Source organism: Streptomyces sp. HUAS 31 (assembly GCF_028198125.1).
GTDB lineage: Bacteria > Actinomycetota > Actinomycetes > Streptomycetales > Streptomycetaceae > Streptomyces > Streptomyces chartreusis.
This window is the reverse complement of the sequence record NZ_CP116353.1, coordinates 7,059,207-7,080,837: the sequence shown is the minus strand read 5'-3', so window position 1 is coordinate 7,080,837 and position 21,631 is coordinate 7,059,207. Positions and strand designations below refer to the sequence as shown.

Genomic DNA, 21,631 nt, shown 5'->3' with positions numbered 1-21,631 from the left:
GTTCGGCAGGAAGAATTGGAGTCCGCTCCCCGTGCGGCTCGTCCGTGATTCGGATGGGCTCTGCTGCGGCGTGCGCTCCCCCCAATCCGATCTCGCCCGCAGTGTGGGCGCGTAGCCGAAGGGAGGACCGTGACCTTCGGATTCGCTCCGTCCTCCGCGGCATCCATGTCGACGTCAGCCGGCCTGTCCGCCGCATCCGCCAACTCCCTGGCCCGCATGCTCGAACCCGCGGAGTGGGCCGCTGCGGGCATTCCCCTGCTGCGTAACCCACGCGAGATTGTCAGCGGGCTCCACTCGCGGCACCGCCCCGGGCCGGCGACCGCGATCGTCGCCGTGCTCGACGCTGAGGAACGACTACGGGCGAGTGCTTCGTTCACCCGCCGAGCGACCCCTGCCGATGGCTGGATGTTCCGCAACGCGCTGCTCTCACAGTTGCGCCGGGTCATCCCGCACGACCTGCGGCGCCGCACCCCGGTGCGCACCGCCGTGCTGCTCTACTGCCGCGAGGGCGACGCCCGTTGGACGGAGGAGGACGGTGCATGGATGTGGGGCCTGCGGGACGCCTGCACCCTGCACGGCCTGCGCTGCGGGGCGTACATCACGCTGACCAATGACGGCTGGCAGGTCCTCGGCGAGGGGCGCGGCGGCCGCCGCCCCAACGCCGACTCGGCACCCGAGCCCTTCGCGACGTCCGAGTCACCGGTCCCGCTGCCACGCACAGGCGGCGCGGCCTCGGAGGTCCTCCGTCGCGCGGCTGCTCGCTGAGCGCAGAAGTCCGCGTGGATGCCCGCTGGGCACACAGGACATCCGCGCCCTCTCAGAAGCAGACCCTCCCTGAGGAAACGTACCGAAGCTGTCAACCGACAACGTGGTACGCCGGACACCGTCGAGGCTCAGGACGGCTCGGAAACCGGTCCACGACGACGACGTCGTACATGGACCCGCCCCCCCGAACCTACGGGCCTGCGCACGACGAGTTCCCCACTCGTGCGTGCACTCCAAAGGGCCCACCGTGCGGAGACGCCGCCACAGCGGCGCTCCATCCCCCGGCGTGCTGCGGAACGTCCTTCTGACGAACCGGAACCGGATCAGACGCCCGCGCCGAGCACCGAGTTGATCCGCTGCGCGTCACCGCAGACGATCAGCAGGGCACCGGCCTTGCCGAGAGCCAGCGGCAGGAGGCCGGCAGCTGCGGTGTCGGGACCGCCGTTGACGGCCACGACGACCACGGGGCGCGCCGTGGCGCGGCTCGCGACGGAGGCGTGGGCGTAGAAGACGTCGTCGCCGGCGTCGTGCTGCGCCCAGTAGGAGGTGTCACCGAAGGACAGCTCGTGGGTGGCCCACGGGTGCTGTTCGCCGGTGGTGATCACCAGCACCTCGCCGGGAGCGCGACCCGAGTCGAGCAGCAGGTCGACGGCTTCCTCGGCAGCGTCGAGCGCTCCCTCGGGCGAGGCCGGGATCAATTGGATCTGCGGGGTCGCCGACGCCGGAGCGGGGGCGACTGAAGCAGCGGGGCCCGACGGTCCGGGCTTGGCACCGGCCACATCACGCGGCGCACGTTGCACCGGCGGCGCGGGCCTCACGGGCCCGGGTCGGCCGGGACGCGACGGAGCCGCAGGACGCGGGCCGGGTACGGGACGGGGGGTCGGCGCGGTACGGCCACTGGCCGGCGTGGCGCGGGGACCCTGGGCACTCTCGTGAATCTGAGGCTCCTCGGGAATGAGAGGCATGAGTTGATGTCTATCAAACGCTGGTACGGCTCGCGTCAGCGGGTGGCACATGAGTGCGAGCGGAATCGTCAGAAATCGAAGCCGAGCTGACCCTCGATCTCCGGAACGCTTCCGTCCACCCAGGTGCGCACCTTCTTGAGGTGCTGCCACTGAGGCAGCGCATCAAGATACGCCCACGACAACCGGTGGTACGGGGTGGGTCCCCGCTCCGCCAGTGCGGCCTTGTGCACGGGCGACGGATACCCGGCGTTGTCCGCAAAACCGAAGTCTGCATGGTCGATACCCAGTTCGGCCATCATTTTGTCGCGCTGAACCTTGGCGATCACCGAGGCCGCCGCGACCGCCACGCAGGACCGGTCGCCCTTGATCACCGTGCGGACCTTCCAGGGAGCCCCGAGATAGTCGTGCTTCCCGTCGAGGATCACGGCGTCGGGGCGGACCGGAAGGGCTTCCAGGGCGCGGCACGCCGCCAGTCGCAACGCGGCCGTCATCCCGAGCTCGTCGATCTCCTCCGGCGAGGCGTGCCCGAGGGCATACGACGTAACCCACGTCCGCAGCACCACGGCGAGCTCGTTGCGGCGCTTGACGGTGAGCAGCTTGGAATCGGTGAGTCCCTCGGGAGGCCGGCGCAGTCCGGTGACCGCCGCGCAGACGGTGACAGGTCCGGCCCAGGCACCGCGCCCCACCTCGTCGACACCGGCAATGATCTTCGCTCCGGTCGTGGCTCGGAGGGAGCGCTCGACGGTGTGAGTAGGCGGTTCGTACGGCATGGCGCCCTTAGCCTACGCCGCCCCGAACCCGCTTCGACACCCTGGTTCCCCGAAGCGATCTCGGGCCGACGCAGGGACGCGTCAGCGACCTGTCGGACGGAGCAGCGGGACCATGAGCTGGTCGATCATCTCCTCGAGATCCTGGTCCCCCCATTCGCTCCCGCACATCTTTGACCGGTACATCATCATCGCCGGGATGGCGTCGAAGACGTAGCTGTTGGCCGCGTCCTCCCGCACTTCTCCCCGCTCAATTCCACGGGTGATGACCTCGCGCAGCAACGCGATCGTCGGCTCCACGACACCCTCGAAGATCACACCGTGAAACCGTTCCGCCTGCACGGTGTCGCATTCGTGAATCACCGACCGCAGGGCGAAACCGGGGCGCGAGTACATCGCCTCGCGCGCCTGCCGGCACAGCGCCAGCAGATCCTCGCGCACGCTGCCGAGGTCGGGGGCCGACTCGAAGTTCGGCAGTCCGGCCCGCAGCGCGTCGGCGACGAGGTCCTCCTTGGACGGCCAGCGGCGGTAGACGGCGGCCTTGCCGGTCTGTGCACCGGCGGCGACGCCCTCCATGGTGAGGCCGTTCCAGCCGACGGTACTGAGTTGCTCCAGTGCGGCTTCGAGGATCGCGCGTTCGAGCACGGCGCCGCGCCGACGGAGGGAGGCCGCCTGAGCGGGGGCGGCCGTCCAGCGCGAGGTAACCATCTGAGCGTCTCCAACAAACAGGGGAAGCGGGGATTCCGGGGACATGGAACTCACCACGCGGCAACTAGGGGGGACATGCCGCGCGACGACAATACGAGTGAACGCTTGCGTTCACTACCGGGGACTCACTACGGTTGTCGCGACAGTGAACGCGAGCGTTCACTAAGGCACTTGTGGGGGACCCATAGTGACAACCTCTCAGTTGATCAAAGATCAGATACCAGGTGCGGCACGCCGGCAGGGACATCCCGGCATCGCGCTCGCCGTCATCGCGGCCTGCCAACTCATGGTGGTACTCGACGCGACGATTGTGAACATCGCGCTCCCGCACATTCAAGACGCGCTCAAGTTCAGCACGACCGACCTCACCTGGGTCGTCAGCTCCTACACGCTCACCTTCGGCGGCCTGCTGCTTCTGGGCGGCCGCGCCGGTGACATCCTGGGACGCCGCCGGGTCTTCATGACCGGCATCCTGCTGTTCACGCTCGCCTCGCTGCTCGGCGGACTGGCCCAGGAGCCCTGGCAGTTGCTGGCCGCGCGCGTGCTCCAGGGCATGGGTGGCGCGATCGCGTCGCCCACCTCGTTGGCGCTCATCACCACCACGTTCCCCGAGGGCCCGGAACGCAACCGGGCCTTCGGCGTCTTCGCGGCCGTATCCGCGGGTGGTGGAGCCATCGGTCTGCTCGCGGGCGGCATGCTCACCGAGTGGCTCGACTGGCGCTGGGTGCTCTTCGTCAACGTGCCCATAGGCATCGTGATAGCCGTGCTCGCGCCGCTGTACATCAACGAGTCCGAACGGCACAGCGGCCGCTTCGACATAGCGGGCGCGGTGACCTCGACGGCCGGTATGGCCTCCCTGGTCTACGGCTTCATCCGCGCGGCGGACGAGGGCTGGCGGGACAGCCTGACCATCGGGTCGTTCGCAGCCGCGGTGGTCCTGCTGCTGGCCTTCGCGTTCATCGAATCGCGGGCCAAGGAGCCCATCACCCCGCTGAGGATGTTCGCCGACCGCAACCGCTCGGGCACGTACGTGATCATGCTCAGCCTCGCCGCGGCGATGTTCGGCATGTTCTTCTACATCGTCCTGTTCGTGCAGAACGTGCTCCAGTACAGCCCGATCGAGGCCGGTCTCGCCTTCCTGCCCGTGACGGTCGTGATCGCGCTGGGCGCGGGCCTGTCGCAGCGTTTCCTTCCGGTACTCGGCCCCAAGCCGTTCATGCTCGCCGGTTCGGCGCTCGCGGCGATCGGGCTCGCCTGGCAGACCCTCATCACCGCGGACAGCTCGTATGCGGGCGGAGTGCTCGGTCCGATGCTGGTGTTCGGCTTCGGCATGGGTCTGAACTTCGTGACGCTGACGATAACCGCAGTGTCCGGAGTCGCCCAGCACGAGGCCGGTGCCGCGTCCGGGCTTCTCAACGCCACGCAGCAGGTGGGCGGTTCGCTCGGCCTGTCCATCCTGACGACGGTCTTCGGCACCGCCAGCAAGAACGAGGCGGAGAAGCAACTGCCGAAGTTCATGGCGGAAGGGTCGGCCGAGCAGAAGGCGGAGTTCGCCAAGACGCACCAGTTGCCCGGCCCTTGGGGCCACGAAGTGCTCACGCAGGGCATCTCGACAGGCTTCGTGGCGGCCGCCTCGATGGCCGTCATCGCCCTGGCCACCGCGTGGTTGGTGATCCGGGTCCGCAAGAGCGACCTGGACGCCCTCTCCGGGACGGCGGGCCCGATGGCCGGCTGATCCGGCCGGGCCCGCAAAGGGCCGCGGATGGCCGGATCGGGTCCGGGGGACCGAAAGCGAGGGCGACGATCCGGCCATCCGCACCGCTGTCGCGGCTGCCGCCCTCCGCACCACGGCCACAGGTACCGCGATCCGCACGGCTGCCACAGCTACAGCCGCGGGGCGAGTCACATTGGGGCGGGCAAGCCACAGCCCGCCCCAACCGGCAGCCGCCGCGACGAACAGCACGCCAAGCACCGACGCGAACCCCATGCCCCACCCCCTGCACCCCTCGCGTGTCACCAGTGCCTGCGACCCCACCGGTCGCACACTCACTGCCACGACAACGGATCAGTGGTCACGCAGAGTTCCCGGGATGCACAGAAAGTTATCGAGAGCTCCGGCGGGGCGACTGAACCCGCCCTAGGCGGTCATCGCCGTCGGCGCCCACTCGGGCAGTGCCTCGGTCCGCTCCGCCCACTCGGCCGGCACCGACCCGGCCTTCCCGGACCCGATCACACCGCCCACGATGGCGCACGTGGTGTCGACGTCACCGCCGACCTGCGCGGTCGTCCAGAAGGCCCCCTCGTAGTCGCCCAGGGCCCGTGCGGCGGACCAGAGGGCGAAGGGCACGGTGTCGTGGGCCGTGGTACGCCGTCCGCAGCCCAGAACGGCCGCGACGGTGCCCGCGTCGCCGTAGTCGAGCATGTCCCGGGCACGCCGTAGGCCTGCCCCGACCGCGCTCTTCGGGACCAGAGCGATGACGTCGTCCAGGAGCGATTCCGGGCTGGGCGGCCCGCCAGGGGCCGCGGCCAGCGCGGCAGCCGCGGCGACGGCCATGGCGCCGACCACGGCCTCGCGGTGCTGGTGCGTCGGGTAGGCGGAGATCTCGGCCTGGTGGGTCGCCTGCTCGGGGTCGTCCGCGTACCAGGCCCCCAGGGGAGCGATCCGCATTGCGGCGCCGTTGCCCCAGGAGCCCCGCCCGTTGAAGAGCGCGGCCGACAGCTCGCGCCAGTCTCCGCCCTCTCTGACCAGGCGCAGCAGCCGGTTTACCGCAGGCCCGTAACCGCGGTCGAAGTCGTGGTGCTCGGCGAAGGAGCCGGCGAGGGCGTCCTGGTCGATGCGGTGGTGGGCAGCCAGGACGGCGACCACCGAGCAGGCCATTTCCGTGTCGTCCGTCCACTGCCAGGGGCCGGACGGGAGCTCGCGTCGCTTCAGCAGCGGATAGTTCACCGGCACGAAGAACTGCGAGCCGAGGGCGTCCCCCACCGCGAGTCCGCGCAGGCTGTTGAGGGCGCGGTCCAGGCGCCCTTCGGGGGAGGAGTCAGCGGTCATCGCCCTGCCACTCTATCCGGTGATCCCGTACGGTTCCGGGTCACGCCAGCGTTCGAACGGCCGGTCAAGCGTGTACTTGCCGTCGTCCCCGAGAACGAGCATCCGCATCTCCGCGTTCCCGGGGTTCGACAGCGACTCGAAGTCGGCGACCGTCCAGTGGAACCAGCGCATGCAGAACAGCCGCATGGCCAGTCCATGGGTCACGAGCAGCACGTTCGGCGGATGATCGGGCGCCTCGAAGCTGCGGTACAGGCTCTCCAGGAAGTTGCCGACCCGGTCGTACACGTCGGCGCCCGACTCGCCCTGGGCGAAGCGGTAGAAGAAGTGGCCGTAGGCGTCCCGGTAGGACTTCTGGAGGCGTACGTCGTCGCGGTCCTGCCAGTTCCCCCAGTCCTGCTCGCGCAGGCGGGGCTCCTCGCGCACCCGTATGAGCTCGGGGTCCAGGTGGAAGGCCCGCAGGGTCTCGTGAGTACGGCGGTAGGGCGAGACGTACACGCTGACTCGCTCGCGGCCGAAAACCTCCCTCAGTCGTTTACCCGTCTCCTCCGCCTGCCGCCATCCCCGCTCGGTCAGGGCCAGCGCGTGGTCGGGCTCACGCTCGTAAACGGTGTCATCAACATTGCCCGTTGACTCCCCGTGTCGGACAAGGACGATGCGCCGTGGTCGTGCCATGCCAAAACCCTAGATCGGCCGACGGCCGATCGAGCACTCGTACGGGCTCCATACGGCGTAGGTCACACATTTCCTGTATCACCGGCCACATCAAGACACCCATTCATCAGGTTTGGATTTCAAACTGACTCAGACCGTCCAGGTCGCCTCGAGCTCCACGATGTCACCCGTAAGTGCCGCCACATCCGCCTCGATCTGGGCGCGTAGCGCCAGTCGCTCCACGCGCTCGGTCCGGTACTTGCCGTGCTCGGCGGCCGAGTGCCACATCGACAGCACCAGGAACTCATGGCCCGGTGCCTCACCGAACAGCCCGCGGACCATGCCCGGGGAGCCGGCCATGGCGGGGTTCCAGACCTTCTCCTGCATGAGCGTGAAGTGCTCGGCGCGTTCCTCGTGGACACGGCAGTGGGCCACCCGGACGAGGTCGGCGTCGGTGAAGCGCGGCTCGAAGCCGGTCTTCACGTCGAAGCGGTAGTCGAACAGTTTGACCTGCATGTCCTTGAACGTGCCGGACTGGGCCGCGGCCAGCCGGTCATGGGAGCGGGCCATGAAGGAGTCGTAGAAGGAACGGCTCTCCCAGAACGAGAAGATGTGCGCCACCCCCTGCCGCCCCCGGCTCCAGCCACCACCCTGCCCCCGAAATCCCGGCTCCCCCAGAAGCCCCGCCCATTTTCGCTGCCCCCGCTCGAAGCCGCGGCGGTCCACCACGGTGCAGCGAATCCACTTGACCAGCACCGCGCCATGGTAAGGCCACTCAGCGTGGCGTCGGTCACGGTCGGCGCCACTGGGCCCCCACGCGTGATCCCGCGCGCGTGGCAGGATGGACAACCGGCCTTGTCCGCAGGGCAGTTCAGGCTGGGAGCATTCGCATCACGGGGAAGGGGAAGCCTGGTGAACGCCATCAACAAGGGAACCCGGAAAGTCGAGATCTCGCTCAAGTGGGATCCGAGTCCGACCGGGCAGCCGCCCACCGATCTGGACATAGTGGCCGCGACCTATCTGACGAGCGATCCTTACGGCGATCCCGCGTACGTAGTGCACTTCGACAGCCGCTCTCCCGACGGCACCATCTATCTCAACCGGGACAGCAAGGACGGCAAGGGCTTCGGCTGGGACGAAGTGCTGACCGTGGAGCTCGACCGGCTCGACAGCCGGTACGCGCGCGTGCTGGTCGGCGTCGTGATCCAGCAGCGCCCGGCGGAGCGCACCTTCGTCAGTGTCATCAAGCCGGCCCTGCGCATCCGTGAGGGCTACACCGTCATGGCCGAGGACGACTTCGGCGGCGTGCTCGGCTCGACGGCGGCCACGGTCGCGGAGTTCGTGCGCGAAGGATCGAGCACATGGGAGTTCCGCGCGGGCATCCGCGGTTTCGAGGACGACCCGGCGACGTTCACGGCGGTCATGGGCAGGGCCGGCCACCCTTGAGAGTCGCTCGCACACGCGCGTGGACGTAATCGCCCCCGCGCGGGCCGTACAACGAAGAGGGGCGCCGACATGTCGTCGGCGCCCCTCTTCGTGAGCTACCTGCCGTCAGAGCCCCTCAGGGGCTGTCCGACGGCCGGGGCAGAGCCCCGGGCGGTGTCAGCTGCAACCGCTGGTCGAGCCGCAGCCCTCGCAGATGTAGCAGGAACCGGCGCGCTGCATCTTGGTGCCGCAGGAGAAGCAGAGCGGGGCGTCGGCCTGGATGCCCAGCTGCATCTCCACCAGCTCGGCGCTGGTGTGGGCCTGCTGCGGAGCGGGCTTGGCCACCGAGGCCTCGGCCTTCGGCGCGGCAACGGCCTTCAGCTCCTGGGCGCGGGGCGCCGACTGGGCCAGACCCTCGACGTCGACCTCGTCCTCGTTGGGCTCGTAGGAGCCCGTCTCGAGGTGACGCTGACGCTCCTCGGCGGAGTGGATGCCGAGCGCGGAGCGCGTCTCGAAGGGCAGGAAGTCCAGCGCCAGGCGACGGAAGATGTAGTCGACGATCGACTGCGCCATCCGCACGTCCGGGTCGTCCGTCATGCCCGCCGGCTCGAAGCGCATGTTCGTGAACTTCGAGACGTACGTCTCCAGCGGCACGCCGTACTGGAGGCCGACGGAGACCGCGATGGAGAAGGCGTCCATCATGCCTGCGAGCGTCGAGCCCTGCTTGGACATCTTCAGGAAGACCTCGCCGAGACCGTCGTCCGGGTAGGAGTTGGCGGTCATGTAGCCCTCGGCGCCGCCGACGGTGAAGGACGTGGTGATGCCGGGACGGCCCTTCGGAAGACGCTTGCGGACCGGGCGGTACTCGACGACCTTCTCGACCGTCTCACGGATGGTGGCCTCGGCCTTCTCCGTGATCTCGGCCTTCTCCTTCTCCTTGGTCTTCGCGGAGAGGGGCTGACCGACCTTGCAGTTGTCGCGGTAGATCGCGAGCGCCTTGACGCCCATCTTCCAGGCCTCGAAGTAGATCTCCTCGACCTCCTCGACGGTCGCCGACTCCGGCATGTTGACCGTCTTGGACAGGGCGCCGGAGATCCACGGCTGGATCGCGGCCATCATCCGGACGTGGCCCATCGCGGAGATGGAGCGCTCGCCCATGGCGCAGTCGAACACCTCGTAGTGCTCGTGCTTGAGGCCGGGGGCGTCGACGACATTGCCGTGGTCGGCGATGTGGGCGACGATCGCCTCGATCTGCTCCTCCTGGTAACCGAGGCGGCGCAGGGCCTGCGGGACGGTGCCGTTGACGATCTGCATCGAGCCGCCACCGACCAGCTTCTTGAACTTGACCAGCGCGAGGTCGGGCTCAAGACCGGTGGTGTCGCAGGACATCGCCAGACCGATGGTGCCGGTCGGGGCGATGACGGACGCCTGAGAGTTACGGAAACCGTTCTTCTCACCGAGACGCTGCACGTCCTGCCAGGCCTCCGTGGCGGCGGCCCAGATCGGCGTGTCGAGGTCGTCCATGCGGACGGCCTTGCCGTTGGCGTCGGCGTGCTGCTTCATGACGCGCAGGTGCGGCGTCGCGTTGCGGGCGTAGCCGTCGTACGGCCCGACGACCGCGGCGAGTTCGGCGGAGCGGCGGTACGACGTGCCGGTCATCAGGGACGTGATGGCACCGGCGAGGGCACGGCCGCCGTCGGAGTCGTACGCGTGGCCGGTCGCCATGAGCAGGGCGCCGAGGTTGGCGTAGCCGATGCCGAGCTGGCGGAACGCGCGCGTGTTCTCACCGATCTTCTGCGTCGGGAAGTCCGCGAAGCAGATGGAGATGTCCATCGCGGTGATGACGAGCTCGACGACCTTCGCGAAGCGCTCGACGTCGAAGGACTGGCTGCCCTTGCCGTCGTCCTTGAGGAACTTCATCAGGTTCAGCGAGGCGAGGTTGCAGGACGTGTTGTCCAGGTGCATGTACTCGCTGCACGGGTTCGAGCCGTTGATACGGCCGGACTCCGGGCACGTGTGCCAGTGGTTGATGGTGTCGTCGTACTGGATGCCGGGGTCGGCGCAGGCCCAGGCGGCCTCGGCCATCTTGCGGAACAGGGCCTTGGCGTCGACCTCTTCGATGACCTCGCCGGTCATACGGGAGGTCAGGCCGAACTTGCCGCCCGACTCGACCGCCTTCATGAACGTGTCGTTCACGCGGACCGAGTTGTTGGCGTTCTGGTACTGGACGGACGTGATGTCGTCGCCGCCCAGGTCCATGTCGAAGCCCGCGTCGCGCAGGGCGCGGATCTTCTCCTCTTCCTTCACCTTGGTCTCGATGAAGTCCTCGATGTCGGGGTGGTCGACGTCGAGGATGACCATCTTGGCCGCGCGGCGGGTGGCGCCGCCCGACTTGATCGTTCCTGCGGAGGCGTCGGCACCGCGCATGAAGGACACCGGGCCCGAGGCGTTGCCGCCGGAGGACAGCAGTTCCTTGGAGGAGCGGATGCGGGAGAGGTTCAGGCCGGCGCCGGAGCCGCCCTTGAAGATCATGCCCTCTTCCTTGTACCAGTCGAGGATCGACTCCATGGAGTCGTCGACGGACAGGATGAAGCAGGCGGAGACCTGCTGCGGCTGGGGCGTGCCGACGTTGAACCAGACAGGGCTGTTGAAGCTGAAGATCTGGTGCAGGAGGGCGTACGCCAGCTCGTGCTCGAAGATCTCGGCGTCGGCGGGCGAGGCGAAGTACTTGTAGTCCTCGCCGGCCTTCCGATACGTCTTCACGATGCGGTCGATGAGCTGCTTGAGGCTCACCTCGCGCTGCGGGGTGCCGACGGCACCGCGGAAGTACTTGCTGGTGACGATGTTGACCGCGTTCACCGACCAGAAGCCGGGGAACTCGACGCCGCGCTGCTCGAAGTTGACCGAGCCGTCGCGCCAGTTGGTCATGACGACGTCACGGCGCTCCCAGGCCACCTCGTCGTACGGGTGCACGCCGGGGGTGGTGTGGATGCGCTCGATACGCAGTCCCTTGGCCGCCTTGGGGCCCTTGGCTCGGGAACTCCGTGCCGGACCGCTCGCCGTCTCTGTCATGCCGCCTCCCTGTACGGGCTAAAACGCCCTGAAGTGCCCCGATGTTCCCCGTGGCACGTGTTGTGTCTTGTGCTGCGAGCACCCTCTGATCGCCGCCCGCAGCAGGTCTTCTGTCGCCGCCCTCTCGGCCGGATCCGGGTCTGACGTCCGGATCCGGCCCGCCCTAGTCGGCGGCGTTGGCGGGCACGGGGACTTGTGCAGTCCCTCCGGACCCGCGGTGGTCTTCCTGGCCCCCCGTGACTGCGCCCACGTCATCCTCGCGGTCGTCCTCGTCCGCGGCGGGGCGTCCCGTCGGTTCCCTCAGCTCTGCGATCGCGGCCTCGAAGTCCTCGAGCGAGTCGAAAGCCCGGTAGACGGAGGCGAATCGCAGAAAGGCGACGAGGTCGAGTTCCTGCAACGGGCCGAGTATGGCCAGCCCCACGTCGTGGGTGGTCAGCTCGGCACTTCCGGTGGCCCGCACCGCCTCCTCGACCCGTTGGCCGAGCTGAGCGAGCGCGTCCTCGGTGACAGGTCGCCCCTGGCATGCCTTGCGCACGCCGTTGATGACCTTGGTACGGCTGAACGGTTCGGTGACTCCGGACCGCTTGATCACCATCAGCGAGCATGTCTCCACCGTCGTGAAACGACGGGAGCAGTCAGGACACTGACGGCGCCTGCGGATCGACGTGCCGTCGTCGGTCGTACGGCTGTCGACGACACGGCTGTCGGGGTGCCTGCAGAAGGGGCAGTGCATAACTCCAACCCTCCTTCACAGCAGACTCAATAGCCTCGCTGGACCTCATGGGCCCCGCGAAGCAGCCCCAAGCATAGGCGATCTCCGAGGGTCCGAAGACCGGGGGGACCACAACTTCTGGGCTGCTGCTGCAATCCAACCACTAGATGTGGGGATTGGCTCATACATCCAGGCCGTATGCGCGTGTCGCACAGACATGAGCAGGTGGCGTACTGCCACGCCGGTCCGCCAGGCACTCCGATGCACAGCCGTATCCCTGCGGCACATACGGAGATACCGTGAGCGCCACACGGAGGGGACGTGGGACTCCCGCACAGATGGGGGTCGGTTCCCGGCTGAGCCGATCCCGGATGGCAGACTGGGGCAACAACCCACGAGGTCGTCACCCCGGCGGTGAAGAGTACAACAATGGGCCCTTTTGCCCGCCGGACAGCTCGTCAGCCATACACCCCGACACGCGATCACGTAAGCCGATTCGCGATTTTTCACTCGAACGTGTGTTTGGCGCAACCTTTCGAAAGCAACTACCGTTGTGCAGCAGGGAGACCATCGAGAGGGGCCGACGTGACCACCACCGCAGACAGTGCCACCATCACTGCCCAGGACCGCTCCCAGGGCCGACTCGAGCCGGTGCATGCAATGAACGAAGCCATGAATCCCGAGGGACAAAAGCGTTCCCTTCCGGGTCGACCTCCCGGCATCCGGGCGGACAGCTCAGGGCTCACCGACCGCCAGCGCCGTGTCATCGAGGTCATCAGGGATTCCGTGCAGCGTCGTGGCTACCCGCCGTCGATGCGGGAGATCGGCCAGGCGGTCGGCCTGTCCAGCACATCCTCGGTGGCGCACCAGCTGATGGCACTGGAACGCAAGGGCTTCCTCCGTCGCGACCCGCACCGCCCGCGCGCGTACGAGGTGCGCGGCTCCGACCAGGCCGCATCCGTGCAGCCCACGGACACCGCCGGAAAGCCCGCAGCGTCGTACGTCCCGCTGGTCGGCCGCATCGCCGCCGGTGGCCCCATCCTCGCCGAGGAGTCGGTCGAGGACGTCTTCCCCCTCCCCCGGCAGCTGGTCGGCGACGGCGAGCTGTTCGTGCTCAAGGTCGTCGGTGACTCGATGATCGAGGCCGCGATCTGCGACGGCGACTGGGTCACGGTCCGCCGTCAGCCGGTCGCCGAGAACGGCGACATCGTGGCCGCGATGCTCGACGGCGAGGCCACCGTCAAGCGCTTCAAGCGCGAGGACGGCCACGTCTGGCTCCTCCCGCACAACTCCGCGTACGAGCCCATCCCCGGCGACGACGCGACCATCCTGGGCAAGGTGGTGGCAGTGCTGCGGCGCGTGTGACGGCTGCGGCGGGCGAACCGATAGGCGTCGCCCCTTGACCGGGCCCCGGGACCCCTGCGCCGGTTCCGGGGCCCTGTGCTGTTTCGGGCGCGCGCGACCGACGGTATGACCGTCCGGCACTGGGACCGGACCCGGCGTCCGCGGCTTTTGGACCAGTGGTTAGCCTGTCGCGGTGCCGCGACAGGCTAACCACGGTGGCCTCGGCTACTTCGCCGCCGCTTCGGCCTCCGCCTGCGCTGCCGACGCATCGATGGCGGCAAGCGACTTCCTGACCTGATTACGGTCCGTCGTGTACCAGAAGTCGGGGAGTGACGCCTTCAGATAGCTTCCGTACCGGGCTGTCGCCAGCCGCTGGTCCAGTACGGCCACCACGCCCTTGTCCCCCGATGCCCGTACGAGGCGCCCGGCGCCCTGGGCCATGAGCAGTGCGGCGTGGGTGGCGGCGACCGCCATGAAGCCGTTTCCGCCGGCGTCCTCCACCGCCTTCTGGCGGGCGCTCATCAGCGGGTCGTCGGGGCGCGGGAACGGGATCTTGTCCATGACGACCAGCTGGCAGCTGGGGCCTGGCACATCGACGCCCTGCCAGAGCGAGAGCGTGCCGAACAGGCAGGTCTTCGGGTCGGCGGCAAAGTTCTTGATCAGCTCGCCGAGTGTCTCCTCGCCCTGGAGGAGGATCGGGAACTCCGGGATGCGGGAGCGGAGCTCCTCGGCTGCCAGCTGGGCTCCACGCATCGAGGAGAACAGGCCGAGCGTGCGGCCGCCGGCCGCTTGGATGAGCTCGGTCAGCTCATCGAGCATGTCCGCGCGGTCGCCGTCCCGCGCGGGGCGCGACAGGTGCTTGGCGACGTACAGGATGCCCTGCTTGCGGTACTCGAACGGTGAGCCGACATCCACGCCCTTCCACTGCGGGAGGTCGTCGCCCTCCGTGCCCTCCGGAGCCAGCCCCAGTGAGGCGCCGACGCCGTTGAAATCGCCGCCCAGCTTCAAGGTCGCGGAGGTCAGGGTGACGGAGCGGTCGGCGAAGAGCTTCTCCCTCAGCAGACCCGACACCGACATCGGCGCCACTCGGAGGGACGCGCCGAAGCGGTCGTGTCGTTCGTACCAGACGACGTCCCACTCGGAGCCGTTGGTGATCCGCTCCGCCACGTCGTGCACGGACTCTACGGAGGCGAGTGCCTGCTTGCGGACCGCGTCCTCGTCCTGGACGGACTTGTCGCGGGTCGCGCCGATCCCGGAGATCACGGTGCGGCAGGCGTCGCGCAGCGCCATGAGCGCGTAGGCGAGGTCTTCCGGGATCTCCTCCAGGCGGCCAGGCAGCGCCAGCTCCATGAGCCGTTCGAAGCCCTCGGCGGCTGTCTGGAGCTGGTCGGCGGCCTTCTCGTTCACGAGCTTCGCGGCGCGGCGCACCGCGCGGTTTACCTGGCCCGGCGTGAGCTCGCCGGTGGCGACTCCGGTGACGCGGGAGACCAGTTCGTGCGCCTCGTCGACGATCAGGACCTCGTGCTGTGGAAGGACCGGTGCGCCCTCGATGGCGTCGATCGCGAGCAGCGCGTGGTTGGTGACGACGACCTCGGAGAGCTTGGCCCGCTCCCGGGCCATCTCGGCGAAGCACTCCGCGCCGTAGGCGCACTTCGTGGCGCCGAGGCACTCCCTCGACGACACCGATACCTGTGCCCAGGCGCGGTCGGACACGCCGGGCGTCAGGTCGTCGCGGTCGCCCGTCTCCGTCTCGTCCGCCCAGTCGCGCATCCGGAGCAGGTCCTGGCCCAGCTTGCTGGTGGGTGCGGCTGCCTCGAACTGGTCGAAGAGGCCCTCCTCCTCGTCCTGCGGGACGCCCTCGTGCAGGCGGTGCAGACACAGGTAGTTCGACCTGCCCTTGAGCATCGCGAACTCCGGGCGCCGACGCAGCAGCGGGTGCAGCGCGTCGACGGTGCGCGGCAGGTCCCGCTCCACGAGTTGGCGCTGAAGCGCCAGGGTGGCCGTCGCCACGACGACTCGCTCCCCGTGCGCGAGCGCGGGCACGAGGTAGCCGAGCGACTTTCCGGTGCCGGTGCCGGCCTGGACGAGCAGGTGGGTGTCGCCGTCGATCGCCTCCGCGACGGATTCGGCCATCGTCACCTGGCCAGGGCGCTCCGTACCGCCAACAGCAGTGACAGCGGCATGCAGGAGTTCGGGGAGTGAGGGCTTTTCCATAGAGCGACCACCCTACGACTCAGCACTGACAAACGAGCGCCCGCGGTCGAGCCCGGGGACTGGATCAAGACCGGGTGATCGGCTGATGAGGATCGGACCGGTTCGGGTGGCGGTGAGATCGGGTCGAGTGGGTGCGGGATCTGTTCGGTCGTGGTCAGAGATGGTTCGGGTGAGTGCCAGGTGCGGTCACTGCGGTCGGCTGTGCGCCGGATGCGATCAAGGTCGGTCGACTTTGGCCGGGTGATTTCGGAGTCGGGTCCGGGTCGTTCGGTTCGGTCAAAAGGGCTGGGGAGCCTTGAGCGCTGGCAAGGCTGATCGGTTGAGGCTCCGGTCAGCTGTGGGTCGATGCAGAGATCGACTCGGCCTGAATTCGGTTCGTCGGGAGTGGGAACCGGATCGCCGTGAGCGGTGTACCAAAAGTGACGACGTTGCGACGTGTCGTCACAGCAGGTGACGCAGGCTCCGGTCTCTGATCATGAGGACGGCCCGCTTGGCGGGCAGGTCGATCTCGGCGGAGAACCGGAAGCCGGCGGTCAAGAAGGCGGCGACGGAAGGGGTATTGCGAATGTCCGGTTCGGCGACAACGCGAGCGCAGGCAGGCCGCTTGTCCAGTGCGAGGTCGGCGACGGCTCGGAGAAGAGTTCCGCCGAGTCCTCGCCCTCGATCACCCATGCCACCGATAAGGAGATGGACTCCGGTGTCGTGGGGCCTGGCCGGGTAGTGGCGGGCCAGCGGGTCGAGGTCGGCTCGGTAGATCTCCCAGTAGCTCATCGGCGTGCCTTCCAGCAGGCCCATGCACGGGACGCTGCGTCCGTCGCCGACGAGCTGGGACCGCAGGTGCTCCTCAATGGCGTTCTCCGGTCCGGCGAGGCCCCAGAACGCTGTGACGGCAGGGTCGTTCATCCAGCGGCTGATGATCGGGAGGTCTCGCTCGATCCGTACGGGTACTAGGTGCAGTGCCCCTGCCGGGGTGCTGACCGGGCCCCAGTCGGCGACGTCGCCGAGGAGATCTTCGGGGTACGGGGTGGCGGAAGCGGGCGGGGCCTCAGGCGCACAAGTGCCTGTGCCTGTGCCTGTGCCTTTGACGGTTGCAGCGCTTGTGGCTGACGCGCTGGCTTGGCCTGCGGTTGCGGTTGCGGTTGCGGTTGCGGTTGCGGTTGCGGTTGCGGTTGCGCCAAGGGTTCGGCTCCCGTCGGCGCCAGTGTCCTCCGCGAAGAGCGCGACGAATTCGTCGGGCAGATGCAGATCCAACGTGTCCTCGCTGTCTGCGCCCGCGTCGGCAGCCGGGCCGATACGGCTCTCATGAGCGCTCGGACTCGTGGTGCCGATGTCGGTGACCGGGGTGGTACCTGCGTTGGCACTCGCGTCGGTGGGAGGCACGGGGACGCTCCTCTCAGGAAGCGGGATGGGGCATGTTCCTCAGGAATGGAGGGGGTTGGCGATCGTGACGTAGACGGACTGGGTGTCGACCGGGCCTACGAGTTCGTCGAGGCCGTGGATTCGGGTCAGGAGGTTGGCTTTGCAGCGCAGGACGGGTGAGTCGAGCAGGTGCGCCGGCAGTGAGGTGCGGAGCCGGGTTGGACCGGCGGCCACTTCGCCGAGGAAGCGGCGGAAAGCGGCGAGCAGCAACTGTTCGTCGACGAGACGCTGGGAGCCGAACGCACCGATGAGACCAAGCACATTGTTGATCGCGAGGTAGTAGGCGAACCGTTCGTCGGTGACTTCGTCCGAGACGAAGGTGTCACTGTGCTCGCCGATGCCGGGCAGTCGGGCATCCAGCTCCGCGCGCCGGGACCCGCGGAAGTAGTAGCCCTGGTTGTCGCGGTAGCGGCCGCCGGAGGGCCAGCCGTCGCCGTCCAGCAGGAGCAGCGTGTTCTGCTGGTGCGCCTCCAGGGCGACGCCGGCCTCGGCGTCCAGCCACAGCACAGGGCGAACGACATGTTCGAGGTAACGCAGGAACCACTCGGCGGCCACAGCTCCCCGGGGGCGGCCGGTTCGTGTCGCGAGACGCGTGATCAGCTCGGCCAGCCGGGACCGCAGCGGCTCCCTGTCCGACCGGCGTCGGGCTGCGGTGACGTCGGTTTGTGGGTGAGGAAGGGGTGAGACGAGTCCGGCTACGCAGGACACATCGTCGGAAGGGCGGAACGGGTTGTGCCGGATCATGACGTCTAGACCGGGGACGGGGCCTCCATCCAGCCCGTCGACGGCGAGCCAGGCCGGGTCGCGAACGATGTCGAATTCAGGGTGCGCTGCCTGCCACTGCGTCGCGAGGCCACTGCGCAGGAGTCGGTGCACCTCTACGCCACGGTGCAGTTCCTTGCGGAGGTTCTCACGGCGGGAATTGGTGATGCGCAGGCCCAGCGAGAGCTTGAGCATGGCCGGTGCGCCGGACCGATGGACAGTGCGAACGGAGGAGGTGGGATGCCACGGTTCGCCGTGGTCACCGAGGTCGGCAAGCAGGCCGGCATCGAACAGGGCGGCGGTCTCGGGGCGATGCAGAACTTCGCGCAGTTGCCAGGGATGGAGTGGCAAGGCCGTGTAGCCGTCGGGAAGGGACAGGTCAGGGCCGGCAAGGCGGGCAGTGAGCTGGGACGCGGGGATGGCACGGCCACGTTCGGTCCACGCCGAGTCGGTGGCGAGTACGGAAGGGGACACGGCCAGCCAGTGCAAGGGGAAGGAGCCACGCAGTTCGGGTGAGTACAGCCGGGCTTCGGTCTCGGAGAGGCTCTCGCGACTCTTCGGTGTCGGGTGGTGCGGGTGTCCGAGGAGGAGCGCCTGCTCGGCGGCGAGGAAGAGGTCAGGGCTGTCGGAGGGGCAGTTCCGGCGCTCGCTGATGAAGGTGACGGTTCGTTGGGCGGAGTCGGCGACGCGGGCAACTAGGTCCGTGGCGGCGGCCATCGCGGTGAGCGTCACGGGTGCAGGCGTCGGCACTGAGGAGGTCTCGGGCGCGTCGGGGGTTCGGTACAACGCTTCCCTGGTGAGTAGGGCGGCGAGGGTGACCGAGTCGATGAGTGAGGACTGATCTGTAGCGGCGGCCAGGTACGGAAGGCCGAAGCGGTGCCATCCCGTCGGGGACCAGTAGTGGACGGGGGCTACCAGGGCCGTGCCGGTGGCGGGCAGCAGGATGCGGAGAAGCCCGTCGTGGGGTGCCAGGACATTGGTCTCTCGTACCCAGCAGCGGAGCAGGTTCTCCACTGCGGCGGCCTGGGCTGCGGTGTGCGGGTCGGGGTGCTCCAGCAGGTCGGGGGTTTCGCTGCGCAGCCGTTCAGCGTCCGGGACGTCAGCCTGGGGCGGTGTGCGGACCGGCCCCTGCGCCGCGGCTGCTGCGTAGGCGGAAGAGGAAGCGGAAGCTGCCCTGTCGGCCGGGGCGGGTCCCTGCGGTGCGTCTCCTCGCTCCGGTGGGGTGGAACGACGGCCGGCAGTTGTGGGGGTGCTGTTCAAGGTTGGTCCTCGTGGGGGTGGTTCCGACTCGCGCGGCAGTGCAGCCGTACTGCGGTGTGGTGGGGGCGGCTGGAGTGCAGCGTTCGGCAGGTGCATGTGGAGGGGGTGTGTCACTTGGAGGCGAGGTTGCGGAGGGGCGGGATGCATCGCGAGGGAGTAGGCCGTCGGCTGGAGCGGCCACAACGAACGGACGACGAAGCCAACGCACGGATCAGGGAGCGCACCGGCACGCCCCTGCTGTCGACTGCCGCGCTACCCCGCCTCGTCAGCGTGATCAGCGCGATGGCCTCGGTCTGCGCGATCGGCACGGTCGCCTGGGCCTGCGCGATCGGCACGGTCCGCACTCTGGGCTCGGTCGGCACGTCGCTGCTGTCCAGGTTGCGGGCGTTGCAGTCGGTCGTGACCGGGGTGGTTGCGGGATACCGCAGCCACCGCGTCCGCGAGTCGGTCGAGCACGGCGGTCGCCTGCTCGTCGCTGATGGTCAGGGGTGGGAGGAGCCGTACGACGCTGGAGTGACGACCGCCGAGTTCGACGATCAAGCCACGTCGGAGGCACTCGCGCTGAATGGCGACCGCAAGCTCGGGGGCTGCCGGCCTGGGGTGGTGGTCCTGGCCGCCCTGCATCGCCGCCGCTGCCGCGCCTGCTGCCCGGTCGGCAGGGGTGACGCCCGTCGGCCAGCCGCCCGGCGTCCGGGCGGAGCCGGGGCCCACCAGCCCGCCGACCCCAACGCCAGCACCGTGAGGCCTCCCAGGGCCAGCCGAATCTCCCGGCACCGCCAGGTCACCGACTCCCCCACGCCAGTCCGGATCACCCAGCACGCCGCCCTCACGCGCCAGGCCCGCCGACCGCTCCCGCTCCCGCTCCCGCTCCCGCTCCCGCTCCCGCAAGGGTTCAGCTTCCGGCTCCACCACCTCGACCCCGATCATCAACCCCCTCCCCCGCACATCCCCGATGCAGTCGAACTCAGCCGCGAGTCCCCGGAGTTGGTCCAGCATCCGGGTGCCCAGGTCGGCCGCGCGCTCGGCGAGGCGGTTCTCGCGGACGTAGGCGAGGGTTGCCATGCCGGCGGCCATGGCGAGTTGGTTGCCGCGGAAGGTGCCGGCGTGGGCTCCGGGTTGCCAGGCGTCGAGGTCGTCGCGGTAGACGATGACGGCCAGCGGCAGGCTGCCTCCGATGGCCTTGGAGAGGACCATCACGTCGGGGGTGACGCCGCTGTGCTCCACCGCCCAGAAGGAGCCGGTTCGGCCGACACCCGTCTGGACCTCGTCGGCGATCAGGGGGATGGACCGGTCGGCCGTGATCTGGCGCATGCGGCGCATCCACTCGTCCGGGGCAGGGATCACTCCGCCTTCGCCCTGGACGGGTTCGAGGATCATCCCGGCCGGGTGCCGGACGCCCGACTTGGGGTCGTCGAGGACGGTCTCGGTCCAGCGGGCGGCGAGTTCGGCGCCGTGTTCGCCGCCGACGCCGAAGGGGCAGCGATAGTCCTGCGGATAGGGCAGGCGCGCGACCCGGACGTCGTAGGCGCCTCCGGATGCCTCGAGGGCACCGGCGGTCATGCCGTGGTAAGCGCCGCTGAAGGCGAGGATGCCGGTGCGTCCGGTCGCGGCGCGGACGAGTTTGAAGGCGGCTTCCACGGCGTCGGTGCCGGCGGGTCCGCAGAACTGCACGCGCGCGTTGTCGGCGAGCCCGGGCGGCAGGGTGCGGAACAACTCGGTGATGAAGGCGTCCTTGACCGGGGTCGCCAGGTCGAGGACATGGAGGGGGGCGCCCGAGTCGAGGACCTTGCGGATGGCCTCCAGGACCACGGGGTGGTTGTGTCCGAGCGCCAGTGTCCCGGCACCGGAGAGGCAGTCCAGGTAGCGACTGCCGTCCGCGCCCTCGATGGTCAGCCCACGTGCTCGCACCGGCACGATGGGCAGGGCACGCGCGTAGGTACGCGCCGCCGACTCGCGCGCCGACTGCCGTCGCAGGATCCCCTCGTGAGCGGCGACGCCCCCCGCCGAGTCGGACGTATCCCCGCGCACAGATTCGGTCACGGCCATGGCTCCCTGTCCTCCCGCTGTCCAGGGGCGAGCAGGTCTTTCGCTTCCTCGCCCGACCCGACATACGAAGCCCCGCGAGCGTCCACTCGAAACTCCGGGGAACTGGGCACAGGGGGCCGCTCACGGGCGGCGGACCCCCACGGCTACCAACCGTGGACCGTTCACCGGGTTACGGGTTGGTTGGAGATCGTTGCTGAGACAAAACCGTCGGTGGGCGGGACCGCACGCGTCACGGCAGCAGCCTCCGACAGCCGCCATGGCCTGGCAGTCCACTCCCCGCGCCCCCCCGGACCCGTTGAAGAGTCCGGCCGCCCTCGACGCCTTCCAGCTCAGAGCCGGCGTGCACGCCGACGCATCGACGCCCGGCACCGGCACCGGCAGCCACCACACCGCCCCGTCACAAACCTCACCGCGACATCCGCCGCACAAGACACCCCACCCAACATCACCCCACTCAACATCACCCCACCCA

At 68.9% G+C, this 21,631-nt stretch carries 16 protein-coding genes; 4 read left to right on the top strand and 12 right to left on the bottom strand.

Going from position 1 to position 21,631, the window contains the following annotated elements; translation table 11 throughout:
* The first annotated feature begins 129 nt into the window (after positions 1 to 129).
* Entirely contained in the window at positions 130 to 765 is a 636-nt protein-coding gene (locus tag PGH47_RS31585) for a hypothetical protein (RefSeq protein ID WP_271666193.1), read from the top strand.
* A 323-nt stretch (positions 766 to 1,088) separates the two neighbouring features.
* Here the strand turns inward: PGH47_RS31585 and PGH47_RS31580 are convergent, their stop codons facing one another.
* The 3 genes from PGH47_RS31580 to PGH47_RS31570 all read right to left on the bottom strand — a co-directional run bounded on the left by PGH47_RS31580 (position 1,089) and on the right by PGH47_RS31570 (position 3,205).
* Entirely contained in the window at positions 1,089 to 1,730 is a 642-nt protein-coding gene (locus tag PGH47_RS31580; protein ID WP_271666192.1) for a hypothetical protein, read from the bottom strand.
* Positions 1,731 to 1,798: 68 nt separating this feature from the next.
* Positions 1,799 to 2,500 (bottom strand): ribonuclease HII, encoded by a 702-nt coding sequence (locus tag PGH47_RS31575; RefSeq protein ID WP_271666191.1) that lies wholly within the window; start codon positions 2,498 to 2,500, stop codon positions 1,799 to 1,801.
* 81 nt (positions 2,501 to 2,581) lie between these two features.
* Positions 2,582 to 3,205 carry a TetR/AcrR family transcriptional regulator gene (locus PGH47_RS31570; protein ID WP_271666190.1) on the bottom strand — a complete coding sequence of 208 codons (624 nt, stop codon included), beginning with the start codon at positions 3,203 to 3,205 and terminating at the stop codon, positions 2,582 to 2,584.
* A 187-nt stretch (positions 3,206 to 3,392) separates the two neighbouring features.
* On the opposite strand from PGH47_RS31570, the gene PGH47_RS31565 reads away from it, so the two are divergent.
* Complete coding sequence (locus tag PGH47_RS31565; protein ID WP_271666189.1) at positions 3,393 to 4,940, top strand: MFS transporter; 1,548 nt, start codon at positions 3,393 to 3,395, stop codon at positions 4,938 to 4,940.
* Between the two features lie 402 nt (positions 4,941 to 5,342).
* Here the strand turns inward: PGH47_RS31565 and PGH47_RS31560 are convergent, their stop codons facing one another.
* From PGH47_RS31560 to PGH47_RS31550, 3 genes are all read right to left on the bottom strand, one after another.
* Positions 5,343 to 6,254, bottom strand: coding sequence for an ADP-ribosylglycohydrolase family protein (locus PGH47_RS31560; protein ID WP_271666188.1), 912 nt, complete (start codon positions 6,252 to 6,254; stop codon positions 5,343 to 5,345).
* A gap of 12 nt (positions 6,255 to 6,266) precedes the next feature.
* Entirely contained in the window at positions 6,267 to 6,926 is a 660-nt protein-coding gene (locus PGH47_RS31555) for a histidine phosphatase family protein (RefSeq protein WP_030944720.1), read from the bottom strand.
* A 129-nt stretch (positions 6,927 to 7,055) separates the two neighbouring features.
* Positions 7,056 to 7,661: a YdbC family protein gene (locus PGH47_RS31550; protein ID WP_030944719.1), complete on the bottom strand. Its 606-nt coding sequence runs from the start codon at positions 7,659 to 7,661 to the stop codon at positions 7,056 to 7,058.
* Between the two features lie 156 nt (positions 7,662 to 7,817).
* Between PGH47_RS31550 and PGH47_RS31545 the strand changes: the two genes are divergently transcribed.
* Positions 7,818 to 8,351 carry a TerD family protein gene (locus tag PGH47_RS31545; RefSeq protein ID WP_271666187.1) on the top strand — a complete coding sequence of 178 codons (534 nt, stop codon included), beginning with the start codon at positions 7,818 to 7,820 and terminating at the stop codon, positions 8,349 to 8,351.
* A 156-nt stretch (positions 8,352 to 8,507) separates the two neighbouring features.
* Here the strand turns inward: PGH47_RS31545 and PGH47_RS31540 are convergent, their stop codons facing one another.
* Positions 8,508 to 11,402 (bottom strand): vitamin B12-dependent ribonucleotide reductase, encoded by a 2,895-nt coding sequence (locus tag PGH47_RS31540; protein WP_271666186.1) that lies wholly within the window; start codon positions 11,400 to 11,402, stop codon positions 8,508 to 8,510.
* A 163-nt stretch (positions 11,403 to 11,565) separates the two neighbouring features.
* The gene (gene nrdR / locus PGH47_RS31535) at positions 11,566 to 12,135 is read right to left on the bottom strand and encodes a transcriptional regulator NrdR (protein WP_030944710.1); all 570 of its coding nucleotides are present in this window, start codon (positions 12,133 to 12,135) and stop codon (positions 11,566 to 11,568) included.
* Positions 12,136 to 12,699: 564 nt separating this feature from the next.
* Here nrdR and lexA point away from each other — a divergent pair.
* Positions 12,700 to 13,479: a transcriptional repressor LexA gene (lexA, locus tag PGH47_RS31530; RefSeq protein WP_030944708.1), complete on the top strand. Its 780-nt coding sequence runs from the start codon at positions 12,700 to 12,702 to the stop codon at positions 13,477 to 13,479.
* 204 nt (positions 13,480 to 13,683) lie between these two features.
* On the opposite strand, the gene PGH47_RS31525 is transcribed toward lexA, so the two are convergent.
* The 4 genes from PGH47_RS31525 to PGH47_RS31510 all read right to left on the bottom strand — a co-directional run bounded on the left by PGH47_RS31525 (position 13,684) and on the right by PGH47_RS31510 (position 21,159).
* A complete protein-coding gene (locus PGH47_RS31525) occupies positions 13,684 to 15,672 on the bottom strand; it encodes an ATP-dependent DNA helicase (RefSeq protein ID WP_271666185.1) in 1,989 nt (662 codons plus the stop codon).
* Between the two features lie 441 nt (positions 15,673 to 16,113).
* The gene (locus PGH47_RS31520; protein ID WP_271666184.1) at positions 16,114 to 17,052 is read right to left on the bottom strand and encodes a GNAT family N-acetyltransferase; all 939 of its coding nucleotides are present in this window, start codon (positions 17,050 to 17,052) and stop codon (positions 16,114 to 16,116) included.
* Positions 17,053 to 17,091: 39 nt separating this feature from the next.
* Positions 17,092 to 19,113 (bottom strand): IucA/IucC family protein, encoded by a 2,022-nt coding sequence (locus PGH47_RS31515; RefSeq protein WP_443048579.1) that lies wholly within the window; start codon positions 19,111 to 19,113, stop codon positions 17,092 to 17,094.
* A gap of 252 nt (positions 19,114 to 19,365) precedes the next feature.
* Positions 19,366 to 21,159 (bottom strand): diaminobutyrate--2-oxoglutarate transaminase family protein, encoded by a 1,794-nt coding sequence (locus tag PGH47_RS31510; RefSeq protein WP_271666183.1) that lies wholly within the window; start codon positions 21,157 to 21,159, stop codon positions 19,366 to 19,368.
* Between the last annotated feature and the right edge of the window lie 472 nt (positions 21,160 to 21,631).